Source organism: Streptomyces sp. JLBG701 (assembly GCF_058544905.1).
In genome coordinates this window covers 1928683-1941299 of the sequence record NZ_CM178588.1, presented here as the reverse complement: position 1 = coordinate 1941299, position 12617 = coordinate 1928683, and the positions used below count along the sequence as shown (strand labels likewise).

Sequence of the window (12617 nt, the reverse complement as noted above, 5' to 3'; positions counted from 1 at the left end):
TTCCCCGCGCCCCTTCGGGGCGCTGCCCCGCTTACAGGCTCAGCGACGGCGTACGGCCACGAAGCGGACCGGGGTGCCTGGTACGGCCTGGGCGGCGGCCGGGAGGTCGGCGGCGCGGACGACCGCGATCACGGGGTAGCCCCCCGTGGTCGGGTGGTCGGCGAGGAAGACCACCGGTCGGCCGTCCGGGGGCACCTGGACCGCGCCCAGGACCATGCCCTCGCTGGGCAGTTCACCGGCTCGGGCCCGCTCAAGGGCGGGCCCCTCCGTACGCAGCCCGATGCGGTTGCTCGCGGAGGACACCCGGAACGCGCGCGAGGTGAAGACGCGCAGTGCCTCCGGCGTGAACCAGTCGTCGCGCGGGCCCGGCGTCACCCGCAGGACGAGCTCGGCCGGCGGGCTCGGCTGCGGGGCCACGTCCACGCGCGCGTGGAGGCCGGCCGGGCTGCCCAGGGGCAGCACGGTGCCGTCGGTGAGGGCTGGCGGGCCGAGGCCCGACAGCAGGTCGGTGGAGCGGCTGCCGAGCACCGGCTCGACGGCGACTCCGCCGGAGACGCCCACATAGGCGCGTACACCGGAGACGGCCGCCCCTACGTCGAGCAGCGCGCCGGCTGATACGCGTACGGGTGCTCCCCAGGCGACCGGCCGCCCGTCCACCGTCACCGGGCAGGGCGCGCCCGCGACCGCCACGGTGACCGTGGAACGGGGGCGCACGGCACAGCCGTTGAGCGTGGTCTCCAGGACGGCCGCCTCGGGAGGGTTGCCGACCAGCCGGTTGACGAGCGCCGCCGCCGGTGCGTCGAGGGCTCCGGAGCGGGGCACGCCGAGGTGGGCGTGGCCGGGGCGGCCCCGGTCCTGCACGGTGGTCAGCGCCCCGGCCCGTACGACGGCGAGCGCACGGTCCGTCATGAGCGCCCCACCGGCACGAACCGCACGCGCGTGCCCGGCGACAGCAGCGCGGCCGGCACGCGCGCGTGGTCCCACAGCACGGCGTCCGTGGTGCCGATCAGCTGCCAACCGCCCGGCGACGAACGCGGGTACACGCCGGTGTACGGGCCCGCCAGCGCCACGGCACCGGGTGGCACGGCCGTGCGGGGAGTGGCCCGGCGGGGGACGTCGTAGCGTGCCGGGAGGCCGGTGAGGTAGCCGAAGCCGGGGGCGAAACCGCAGAAGGCGACGCGGAACTCGGCGGCCGCGTGGATGCGGGCCACCTCCCGCTCGTCCACGTCCCAGAGGGCGGCGACGTCCGTGAGGTCGGGGCCGTCGTAGCGCACCGGGAGCTCGATCACCTCACGCGCGCGTGAGGGTGCGGGCGGGAGTGCGGAGGAGGTCAGTTCGGATGCCAGCCGGGCCGGGTCGGCCAGGCCGTCGAGGAGGACCGTACGGGCCGCGGGGACGATCTCGCGGACCGTCAACGAGCCCTCCGCGCGGCGGCGCAGCAGTGCCGCGTGCAGGGCCTGGGCCTCCTCGCCCGAGGCGACCTCGACGAGGAGTGCGTCGTCGCCGACGGGCAGCGCCCTCATACGAAGGCCTCGACCAGGACGCCGGACTCCCGGAGCCGGTCCCGGACCCGGCGGGCCAGTTCGACCGCGCCGGGTGTGTCGCCGTGCAGACACAGGGAACGCGCGCGTACCTCGATGCGCGCCCCGGAATGGGCGGTGACCACACCGAACCGGGCCAGGCTCACCGAGCGTTCCACGACGGACTCCGGGTCGGTGACCACGGCGCCGTCCTGGCCGCGCGGCACCAGCGTGCCCTCCTCGGTGTACGCCCGGTCCGCGAACGCCTCCGTGACGGCCGGCAGTCCCGCCTTCTCGGCCAGCTCCAGCAGACGCGAGCCGGGCAGGCCGAGCACGGGCAGGGTGGCGTCGGCGACGAGCACGCCGTCGACGACCGCGCCGGCCTGCTCCTCGTCGTGCACGACGCGGTTGTACAGCGCGCCGTGCGGCTTCACGTACGACACGCGCGTGCCCGCCGCCCGTGCGAACACCTCCAGGGCGCCGATCTGGTACGCCACTTCGGCGGCCAGCTCGTCGGGCGGCACGTCCATCGCGCGCCGCCCGAACCCCGCGAGGTCCCGGTAGGAGACCTGGGCGCCGATCCTTACCCCGCGCTCGGCCGCCAGCTCGCACACCCGCCGCATGGTGGAGGCGTCCCCGGCGTGGAACCCGCAGGCCACGTTGGCGCTGGTGACGACGGACAGCAGCCGTTCGTCGTCGGTCAGCTGCCAGCGGCCGAAGCCCTCGCCGAGGTCGGCGTTCAGATCGATCGCGGTCATGGATCCCCATGTCTCCTGTGCTGTGACTTGCCTGTCTTCTGTCAGGCCACGCGGTACTGCTCGTCGCGGGCGTCGGTGAGCAACATCTGTCCCGGTGCGTGGGTGATGGCGAACGGCGGGCGCGAGGCCGTCACCGCGGCCTGCGGGGTCACACCGCAGGCCCAGAACACCGGGATGTCGTCCGGTTCGGCGTCCACCGGATCGCCGTAGTCGGGACGGCCGAGGTCTTCGATGCCGAGCCCCGACGGGTCACCGCAGTGTACGGGGCTGCCGTGCACCGCCGGGAGCAGACTGCTCTCCCGGATCGCGGCCGCCAGGTGCTCCGGCGGCACCGGACGCATGGACACCACCAGGGGGCCGTGCAGCCGCCCGGCGGGACGGCACTGGCGGTCGGTCACATACATCGGGACGTTGCGCCCCTGCTCGATGTGGCGGATCGGGACGCCCGCCCCGGCGAGCGCCCACTCGAATGTGAAGCTGCACCCGATCAGGAACGACACCAGGTCGCCGCGCCAGTGCGCGAGCACGTCCGTCGGCTCGTCCACCAGCTCGCCGTTCTCCCACACGCGGTAGCGCGGCAGATCGGTGCGCAGGTCGGCGCCGTCGGCGAGAACGGTCGACCAGGAGCCGGCGTCCGTGACGTCGAGCACCGGACAGGGTTTCTGGTTGCGCTGGCAGAACAGCAGCATGTCGTACGCCCAGTCCGCGGGCACCGAGATCAGGTTGACCTGGGTGTGGCCGGCCGCGACGCCTGCCGTGGGTCCGGTCAGCCCCGCGCGGAAGCGGTCCCGTGCGCTTTTCGGGCTCCACGCGTGCGCGTGCTCGTCGACGAGGGGCAGGGGGCGGTCCTCCGTGCGGTTCACTCAAGCTCCTTTCCGCGGGTCTCCGGCAGCCCCAGCAGCGCCAGCGCGGCGATCCCGTATCCGATCGCCCCGAAGACCAGGGCGCCGCCCACACCCCAGCTGTCGGCCAGGAAGCCCACGGTCGTGGGGAAGATGGCACCGACGGCGCGGCCGGTGTTGTACGTGAAGCCCTGCCCCGTGCCGCGCACGGCCGTCGGGTAGAGCTCGCTCAGGAAGGACCCGAAGCCAGCGAAGATCGCCGACATGCAGAACCCGAGCGGGAAACCGAGCACCAGGAGCAGGGTGTTGGCGCCGTTCGGGATGTTGGCGTAGGCCAGGATGCAGATCGCCGAGAGCAGTGCGAAGAGCCAGATGTTGCGCCGGCGGCCCAGCCGGTCGGTGAGGTAGCCGCCGGTCAGATAGCCCAGGAAGGCGCCGGAGATCAGGAAGGTCAGATAGCCGCCGGTGCCGACGACCGACAGTCCGCGCTCCGTCTTCAGGTACGTGGGCACCCAGGTGGCGAGCGTGTAGTAGCCGCCCTGGACACCGGTGGAGAGCAGGCCCGCGAAGATCGTCGTACGCAGCAGGCCCGGGGCCTCGGCCGTGCCCGGCTTGAAGATCGCCGCGAACGAACCCTTCTGGGGGTTCTTCTCGCGCACCGCGGCCGCCTCCGGGGCGTCCTGCACACTGCGGCGCAGCCAGACCACCAGCAGCGCGGGCAGCGCGCCGGTCCAGAACATCACGCGCCAGGCCAGGTCGGCGTCGAGGAACGAGAAGACCAGCGTGTAGACGATCGCGGCCAGCGCCCAGCCCACGGCCCATGAGCTCTGGATCGCGCCGAGCGTACGGCCGCGGTGCTTGGCGCTCGCGTACTCGGCGACCAGGATCGCGCCGACCGCCCACTCGCCGCCGAAGCCGAGGCCCTGGAGGGCGCGGAACACCAGCAGGGTCTCGTAGTTGGGCGCGAAGCCGCAGGCCACGGTGAAGACCGCGTAGGTGATCACCGTGATCATCAGCGCCTTGACCCGGCCGACCCGGTCCGCGAAGACGCCCGCGAGGGCGCCGCCGACCGCGGAGACCACGAGGGTGACGGTCGTGAAGAGGCCGGTCTGGCCGCTGTCCAGGCCGAAGTACGCGGCCAGCGCGACCATGCTCAGCGGGAGCGTGAAGTAGTCGTACGAGTCGAGGGCATAACCGCCGAACGCGCCGGCGAAGGCGCGGCGGCCGCGCGGACCGAGGGCCCGCAGCCAGCCCAACGCGCCGTCGTCGGAGGCGAGTTCGTTCGCGTCCGGCCCAGGGCCGGTGGCCAGGGTCTTCAGGGTCCGGGGTGGAGGGGTCGTGCTCATGGGCACCTCGCAGTATGAGGACGGAGGGTGCGGAGCTGAGCCGTGCGGTGAGCAGTAAGGTAGAGGATCGTTCAACGATCCTTCAATACCCCTGTTGTTTCGTTCTCGTGTCTGCGGTTGAATTCCGGGCATGGCAGAGCAGCTGACCGGACTGGCCGACGACCGTGCCCTCCTGGGCCGTACGAGCACGGCCGAGCGGGTCTCGGACATCCTCAGAAGCCGTATCGCCGAGGGCTATTTCCCGCCCGGCACGCGGCTGTCGGAGGACAGCATCGGCGGGGCCCTCGGCGTCTCCCGCAACACCCTGCGCGAGGCGTTCCGCCTGCTCACGCACGAACGCCTGCTCGTCCACGAGCTGAACCGGGGCGTCTTCGTCCGGGTGCTGAGCATCGAGGACGTCGAGGACATCTACCGCACCCGCGCCCTCGTCGAGTGCGCTGTCGTACGAGGACTCGGCGAGCCCCCGTACGCGCTGGACGGGCTCGCCGAAGCCGTCGCCGGGGGGCAGCGGGCCGCGCGTGAAGGTGACTGGAAAGCGCTGAGCACCGCCAACATCCACTTCCACCGGGAACTGGTCTCGCTCGCCGGCAGCGCCCGCACCGACGAGCTGATGCGCAGCGTCTTCGCCGAGTTGAGACTGGCCTTCCACGTCGTGGACGACCCGCGCCGACTGCACGAGCCGTATCTGGCACGCAACCAGCAGATCCTGCTGACGCTGCAGCGGGGCGAGAAGGGCAAGGCCGAGGAACTGCTTGAGGTGTATCTCGCCGATTCGCTGGAGCGGGTGGTCGAGGTGTACCGGCGGCGGGTCGGCGAGGAGGGTTAGCAGGTCCGTCGCACTGGTGTGACAACCGTGACGCCGGGTCGCATCTGCGTCGTTTGGGTCGTTGTCAGACCGAGGACCTAGTCTGTGCACCGTGACTTCGCCTGCATCGACGGACAGTGTTCCGCCCCAGTTCAGCGCGGGGCCGCGTCCCGCGTTGGGCCCGGCCGCCGACGAGGGACTGGCGCGTCGGCTGCGTGCGCTCGCCTGCACCGCGCCGCTGCACGACCTCGATGCGCGCAAGGCCAATCTCGCGGGCGAGTACTCGGTGTACGGCATGGCTGAGGTTGCCCTCTCCGCCATCGACCTGGTCACCCTGAACATGGACTTCGACACGGGCGCGGACCACGACCAGATAGTGGCCCGGCTCATTCCGCGCATCGCCGCCCAGGCCCCGCAGCGGCCCGTCACCGAGCACGAGCGCGTGGCCCGCTGGGTCCTGGAGAACCTGATCAACGTCGGCAGCGTCGACCGCGGCTTCCGGGCCGTATACGGCACGTTCGCGCCCGACGGTACGTACGTCCGCCGCGACTACGACTTCAAGCTGATCGAGGAGGTCCCCGGCTACGGCGGAAGCGTCTACCTCCGTACTACGGATGAGGCGGTCAACGTACTCGTCGGGGCCCTCGACACCGACGTCACCAGCGCTCAGATCGCCGCCGAGGTGAAGCTGGAGGTGTTGATCAGCCGGGGGCGGCTCGCCGACGCCCAACTCGCCGCCGAGCAGGCCCGGTACCGGACCGTGCAGTACTCGGAGACGCTGCGCAGGGCGCTCGACGCGACCCGGCGCAATGTGCGGGCGGTGGACTGGCTGGAGACCGTGCCCGACATGATCGCCGAGGCGCTGGACCATGTCGCCGACCGGTACCGGCACGAGAACGCGATCCTCACGAACATCCGTCGTGCGCGAGACGAGTCCGAGGATCCGGAACAGAAGCGGCGGGCCGCCGAGCTGGTCGACATCGTCAAGGACTGCATTCGGCGGCATACACAGTTGCAGTCCCGGTTGCTGGAGGCCGGGCCGTTGTTCCGGGCCGAGCAGGATCGGCAGGCGTTCGCCACGCCGATGACCACGTCGGGGATCGATCTGTACGGGCATCTGGTCGCGCCTGTGCTGCCGTTGACGTTGGAGCGGGCCGTTCGGGTCACCGATGCGTTCTTTGCTCGTGGGACCGGGTTGCGGACGCCGGTGTCCGTGCGGGTCGGTGATCTCGTCGACATACTGCTGACGCCGCCTGTGGAGCGGGAGCATCTTGGGGCCGAGATGCCGGAGCCCGACCTGATTGCCACGCCGGACGACAGTCGGTTCAGTGAGGAGCAGTTGGCGGCGGCCATGGAGTTGCTCGACTTGCCTGCGGACGCGCCGCGGCGGTTGTCGGGGCTGCTGTCCGACGCGCGTCGGCAGGACCCTGATCTGCCCTATCTGGTGGCCCTGTTGGCTGTGCATGCGGCCAGTCCGCCGGTGGGGACCGCGTATCGGCAGGGCGAGGAGAAGTTGCTGTTTGCCGTTGATGACGGGGTCCAGCTGGATGATCCGGAGTTTGGTGGGGCCGATTTGATCGTGGGGACAGCCTTGTTGGATGCGGTGGGGATGGCTGCGGACAGGACGGAGGCCGCGTGAGGTTTCGGTTGTTCTTTGGCTGCGGCGCCGCTGTGGCTGGTCGCGCAGTTCCCCGCGCCCCTAGGTGGGCTGCCCTTAGCCCTGCTTTTCAGATCCCCGAGGAGTCCCAGTCGTGAGCGAGCATGTCGAGTGGAGTGAGCCGGAAGTCGCCGTCGCTGCACCGGCGGCCGCTGCCGTCACGCCCGCCGATGCCGCCGACGCGGCTCGGCTTGTTGCCTTTGGACTGCAGCCCAAGTTGCAGCCGGCGCGGGATCAGGAGTACGTGGAGTTGCTGCGGCGATACCGGGAGGATTCGCCTTTCGCGCGGCTCGCCGATGCCGTTGCCGCCGGGCTTGGGCTGGTTGTGCTGGAGGTGTCCTCTCGTGCGGGGATGGCGGTGACCGCCGCCGAGGACTCGGTGTTCGCCGTGCGGATGGGGGACTACGCGCGTCGGACGGCCGCCGACTCCGGGGACCGGTTCCTGCACGGGCTCGCCCATCTCGCCGTGGCCGCCATGGCGTTTCCGCGGCCCGAGGATCTCGCCGACGACGGGTACATCGGGCGGGTCACGGTCAACGGGGTCGACGCCTTCGTACGTCAGGCCTGCCGTCGGCTGGAGGAGCGGGCCGAGGCGCAGGGGGAGAACACCGACCCGGCGACGGACACGCCCGGACTTGAGGCCGCCTGGCGGATCTGGGCCAGACGTAGCGCGGCCGGTGCGACCAAGGACGCGCGCAGACTCGCCGGGTCGACCACCGGCATCGTCGGCAAGGCAGCCGCGTTCCTCACCGACTCCGGGTTCCTGCAGCGCACCGGTGACGACAGCGGCGGGACCTATCGGACGACGGCCCGCTACCAGCTCCAGGTGCGGGACATGGCGGGCAGCGCCGCGATGGCCGAGCTGCTGGAGCTGGGCGTCGTCCCGGTCACCGACGGCACCGCGACACTGCTGCCCGCCGAGGACACCGACGACGTGGAGCTGGTGGCCGACGCCGGACTGCCCTTCCATTCCTGATCGCCTCGATCGCCGCGATCGGTTCCATCGCCTCGATCGCCTCAACTGACTTCACGACTACGAGAGTCCGCCATGTACGAGCTGTCCCGGGTCCGCCTCTACTCCATCGGTCCCGCAGGTGCGCGTTACGCCGACACCGTGCTTGACCTGCGGGGAGTCGGCGAGCCCGTGCCCGACCCCGCGCCCACCCAGGCGGAGTTCTTCGAGGACGAGCCCGTCGGGCCGCCGCGTCGGCCCGCGCCCGCGGGCGTGCTCTTCCTGGAGAACGGCGGCGGCAAGTCCGTACTCCTCAAGCTGATCTTCTCCGTGATGCTGCCGGGCCACCGCAACACGCTCGGCGGCGCCAGCTCCGGTGTGCTGCGCAAGTTCCTCCTCGCCGACGACTGCGGGCATGTCGCCCTGGAATGGCAGCACACGCTGACCGGCGAGTGCGTCGTCGTCGGCAAGGTGAGCGAGTGGCGGGGGCGACAGGTCTCCAACGACCCGCGGAAGTTCGCCGAGGCCTGGTACTCCTTCCGGCCCGGGCCCGGGCTGAGCCTGGACAACCTGCCGGTCGCCGAGTCGACCGCCGTACGGCCGTCCGCCGAGGGCGCGTCCGGTGCGCACGGGCGGCGGCGCACCATGAAGGGCTTCCGGGACGCCATCACCGAGGCGGGCAAGGCGTATCCGCACCTGGAGGTGCACTGGGAGGAGATCCACGACCGGTGGATCGAGCACCTCGGCGACCTCGGCCTCGACCCCGAACTCTTCCGCTACCAGCGGGAGATGAACGCCGACGAGGGTGAGGCGGCCGGCCTCTTCGCCGTCAAGAAGGACTCCGACTTCACCGACCTGCTGCTGCGCGCCGTCACCGACACGCGGGACACCGACGGACTCGCCGACCTGGTCAGCGGCTTCGGCAACAAGCTCGGCAGGCGCGCCGAGCTGATGGCCGAACGGGACTTCACCGCCGGTTCGGTCGATCTGCTCGGGCGGATCGTCGAGGCCGCCGAAGCACGCTCCCGCGCGCGTGACATCCACGCCGGCGCCGAGCGCCGTACGCGCACACTGGCGCGGCGGCTGACCGCGCGCGGCGCCCAGGAACGCGTCCGCGCCGGAGACCTCGCCCAGCGGGTCACCGCCGCCGCGTACGCCGTCACCCATGCCGAGGGCGGGCGTGAGCGCAGTTCCCTGATCGCCGCCGAACTCGCCTACCGGCACGCCTCGTTGGCGCTCGCGGCCACCGAGAAGGCCGCCGCCGCGCAGAAGCGCGAGCTCGCCGACGCCCGCACCCTGCACTCCGCCTGGCAGGGCGCCGAGGCCGTGCTGCGGCACCGGGCCGCCGCCGACCGCTCCGCGCGCGTGGCGGTCGCGATCCGCGAGGCCGAGCGGGACGCCGCACCGGCCCTTGCCGCCCGGGCCAAGGCGGCCGTGGACCTCGTACGAGCCCTGCACGCGGCCGCGGACAGTGCCGAGAACCTCGCCAACGAGGAGGAGGAGCGGTCCGCCGGGCTTCAGGAGGTCAGCGACGCGGCGTACCGGGACTCGACCTCCGCGGCGACCGAGGCACAGCGTGCCCGCAGTGAGGTCGGGCATCTGCGCCAGCGGCTGAGCGAGGTCGAGCAGGAGACCGCGGAGGCGGTGCGTGCGGGATGGCTCGACGACAGCGCGCCCGACGCGGACCCGGCGCGGGCCGCGCTCGCGGCGAGCGACGCCGAGAAGACGGCCGTCGCGGCCTGGGACACCGCGCGTGAGGCTTCGCGCAAGACCTCGGAGCATGCCCGGGAGGCGGCTTCCACCGAGTCCCGTGCCGAGCTGACGGCGGCCCGCGCGGCGGACGCGGCGACGGCGGCCGAGCGGTCCTACGACGCCGAGTGGCGGCTCGCCGAAGGGCTGGCGGGGGAGGAGCGGCTGGCCGAGCTGCTGAGCCTCTCGGGTGCGCAATCGCGGCCCGGAGTCCCGCAGCCCCGGCCGGACGCGACCGGATCGGCGGCTCCGGCCGAAGCCGCCCTCACGCCCGAGGAGTTGGACCGGTTCGCCGACGAGCTGCGTGAGTTGCTCGACGACGGGGTCTCCGCCGCCGAGCGGCAGCTCTTCGAGCTGCGGACCGCCGCCGCTGACGACTCCCGGATCCTCGGTGCGCTCGGTGACGGAGGACTGCTGCCGCCCGGCCCCGACGTGCTGGCCACCGTGGAATACCTCGGTGAGCACGGCATCCCCGCCCTGCCCGGCTGGCGCTATCTCGCGCAGGCCGTCGACCCCACCGACCACGCGCGTGTGCTGGCCGCCCGGCCCGAGCTGGTCGACGGCGTGATCATCACCGACCCGGCCACGCACGCGCGTGCCCGGGAGGCGTTGAGCGAGGCCGCGCTGCTGCCGCGGTCCGCCGTCGCCGTGGGTACGGCGGCCGCCCTGCTCGCGCCGACTCCGGCGCCCGATTCCGGGAACGGGGACGTCTTCCTCGTACCGCCGAACCCCGCCATGCACGACGAGCATGCCGCCGACGAGGAGCGGCAGGCGTTGCGGGCGCGGGCGGGCGAGCGGGACGAGGAGATCCGGACGCTCGCCGCGCGGCTCGGCAAGGACCGGGAGTTGGCCGCGCGGCTCGCGTCCTGGCGTACCGGCTGTCCGGCCGGGCGGCTCGTCGAGCTGGCGGAGGCCGCCCGGGAGGCGCGTGCCTTCGCCGAGGAGTCCGAGGCCGAGCTGGCCGAGGCGCGGACCGTGCGGGCCGAGGCCGACGAAGCCGCCGCCGAGACCGCGCAGGTGCGTGACGAGCGGCAGGAGGCCGCCCAGCGTGCCCGGCGCGCCGCCGATGCCCTCGCGGGGCTCGCCTTCCGGTTGCGCGAGCGCGCCGGCTGGCAGGTCAAGGTGCGTGAACTCGCCGACGAGGCAGCCGAGTCGGAGGCCCGCGCCCAGTCCTGCCTGGACCGGGCACGCGCCGCCGACGAGGACCGGCGGGCCATCCAGCGCGCCGCCGACGACGCCCGCCGCACCGCCCGCACGCTGCGCGCCGAGCGGGCCGAGATCGCGGGCGCCCCCGACGACGTACCGGCGGACGACCCTGGTGCCCCGGAGTCGTCACTGCCCGCTCTCCGCGAGGCCTATCGGGCCGCCTCCCAGCTCTACGAGAAGGTCGGTGTCGGCGCCGACCTGCGCGCCGAGCAGGCCCGCGCGGAGAGCGACGAGAGCGCGGCGCGTACCGAGCTGGACCGGCTGAGCAACAAGGTCCGCACGCGCGCGGAGCAGCTCCTTCAGTCCCCCGACGGTTCCGACGGGCCGTCCCGGCAGGCCGCCGCCGCCCGTGCCGAGGAGCTCGTGCAGCTTCTGGAGACCCGGATGTCCACGGCCAGCGAGCAGCTCGGGCGGCTGCGCGGTGAGGCCGAGCGGCACGCGCCCCAGGACGGCGAGGCGCACACCGAGCTGCCCGAGGAACTGCTCCCGCGCGACGCCGAGCACGCGCAGGCCCTGCTGCGCACCGCCACCGCCGAACTCGCGTCCCGCACCGAGGCGTTGAGCCAGGCCCGCGAGGCGCACGCCGAACTCCTCGACGCCCACCGCGGCGCCGAGGACGCGGCCGGCGGCTTCGACGAGATCTCCGCCATGCTGCGCGACCTGTTGCGCGAGCACACCACGGACGAGGAACAGGAGGAGACCGAGCCGTACCCCGGCAGCCCGGAGGAGGCCCGGCACTCCGCCGCCGAGGCCCGGCGCTCCCTGCGCGGCTGCGCCGCCGACCTGTCCGCCGCCGAGGGCGCGGTGCGCGAGGCGAGCGATGTGCTGGTGCGGCACGCCAACTCCACGCGCTACGAGCAGGTACGGACCCCCGCGCGGCAGCAGATCCGTGAGCTGCCCGCGTCCGCGCTGCCCGAGCACGCGCAGAAGTGGGCGGACGCGTTCCGGCCCCGCCTCAGGGTCCTGACCGACGAGTTGGAGCAGCTGGAGCGGAACCGGGACTCGATCGTGGACCGGCTGCGGGGGCTCGTCGAGTCGGCGCTGGCCACCCTGCGGTCCGCGCAGCGGCTGTCCCGGCTGCCCGAGGGGCTCGGCGAGTGGTCCGGGCAGGAGTTCCTGCGCATCCGCTTCGAGGAGCCCGACCAGGCGACCTTGACCGAGCGGCTCGGTGAGGTCGTCGACGAGGCGACCCGGGCGGCCGTGAAGAAGAACTCCGACATGCGGCGCGACGGGATGTCCTTGCTGCTGCGGGGAGTTGGGGCCGCGCTGGAACCCAAGGGTGTCGCCGTCGAGATTCTCAAGCCGGACGCTGTGCTGCGGGCCGAGCGTGTGCCCGTCGGGCAGATGGGTGACGTGTTCTCGGGCGGGCAGTTGCTGACGGCGGCCATCGCGCTGTACTGCACGATGGCGGCGCTTCGAAGCAATGACCGGGGACGTGACAAGCACCGGCACGCGGGGACGCTGTTCCTGGACAACCCCATCGGACGCGCCAACGCCACGTACCTGCTGGAGCTGCAGCGGGCCGTGTCGGATGCCCTCGGCGTCCAACTCCTCTACACCACCGGCCTGTTCGACACGACCGCGCTCGCCGAGTTCCCGCTCGTCATCCGGCTCCGCAACGACGCCGACCTGCGGGCCGGCCTGAAGTACATCAGCGTGGAGGAACACCTCCGGCCGGGACTGCCTCAGCAGAACCCGGCCGGGGAGGACGAATCGGTGCACAGCGAGATCACGGCGACCAGAATGTTCAAACGCCCGGCGCCGACAGCACCGTAGGGGTGC

The 12617-nt window shown here is 72.6% G+C and carries 9 protein-coding genes; 4 read left to right on the top strand and 5 right to left on the bottom strand.

The window, feature by feature from the left end:
- Positions 1-39 precede the first annotated feature (39 nt).
- Genes AC5DRG_RS08850 through AC5DRG_RS08830 form a run of 5 tightly spaced genes read right to left on the bottom strand, consistent with a single transcriptional unit; the run spans position 40 to position 4466 of the window.
- Positions 40-909: a 5-oxoprolinase subunit C family protein gene (locus tag AC5DRG_RS08850; RefSeq protein ID WP_491809440.1), complete on the bottom strand. Its 870-nt coding sequence runs from the start codon at positions 907-909 to the stop codon at positions 40-42.
- Positions 906-1523, bottom strand: a complete 618-nt coding sequence (locus AC5DRG_RS08845) for a 5-oxoprolinase subunit B family protein (protein WP_491809439.1) — start codon at positions 1521-1523, stop codon at positions 906-908. Before AC5DRG_RS08845 ends, AC5DRG_RS08850 begins: the two co-directional genes overlap by 4 nt.
- Positions 1520-2278, bottom strand: coding sequence for a LamB/YcsF family protein (locus AC5DRG_RS08840; RefSeq protein ID WP_491809438.1), 759 nt, complete (start codon positions 2276-2278; stop codon positions 1520-1522). The genes AC5DRG_RS08845 and AC5DRG_RS08840 overlap by 4 nt, the downstream gene beginning before the upstream one ends.
- Before the next feature lie 41 nt (positions 2279-2319).
- Complete coding sequence (locus tag AC5DRG_RS08835; RefSeq protein ID WP_491809437.1) at positions 2320-3141, bottom strand: putative hydro-lyase; 822 nt, start codon at positions 3139-3141, stop codon at positions 2320-2322.
- Positions 3138-4466 carry an MFS transporter gene (locus AC5DRG_RS08830; protein ID WP_491809436.1) on the bottom strand — a complete coding sequence of 443 codons (1329 nt, stop codon included), beginning with the start codon at positions 4464-4466 and terminating at the stop codon, positions 3138-3140. The genes AC5DRG_RS08835 and AC5DRG_RS08830 overlap by 4 nt, the downstream gene beginning before the upstream one ends.
- A 130-nt stretch (positions 4467-4596) precedes the next feature.
- Here AC5DRG_RS08830 and AC5DRG_RS08825 point away from each other — a divergent pair, with 130 nt between their 5' ends.
- The 4 genes from AC5DRG_RS08825 to AC5DRG_RS08810 all read left to right on the top strand — a co-directional run bounded on the left by AC5DRG_RS08825 (position 4597) and on the right by AC5DRG_RS08810 (position 12611).
- Positions 4597-5292: a GntR family transcriptional regulator gene (locus AC5DRG_RS08825; protein WP_491809435.1), complete on the top strand. Its 696-nt coding sequence runs from the start codon at positions 4597-4599 to the stop codon at positions 5290-5292.
- A gap of 91 nt (positions 5293-5383) precedes the next feature.
- The gene (locus AC5DRG_RS08820; protein WP_491809434.1) at positions 5384-6910 is read left to right on the top strand and encodes a hypothetical protein; all 1527 of its coding nucleotides are present in this window, start codon (positions 5384-5386) and stop codon (positions 6908-6910) included.
- A 112-nt stretch (positions 6911-7022) separates the two neighbouring features.
- Entirely contained in the window at positions 7023-7904 is an 882-nt protein-coding gene (locus AC5DRG_RS08815) for a hypothetical protein (RefSeq protein ID WP_491809433.1), read from the top strand.
- 72 nt (positions 7905-7976) lie between these two features.
- Positions 7977-12611 carry a hypothetical protein gene (locus AC5DRG_RS08810; protein WP_491809432.1) on the top strand — a complete coding sequence of 1545 codons (4635 nt, stop codon included), beginning with the start codon at positions 7977-7979 and terminating at the stop codon, positions 12609-12611.
- Positions 12612-12617 lie beyond the last annotated feature (6 nt).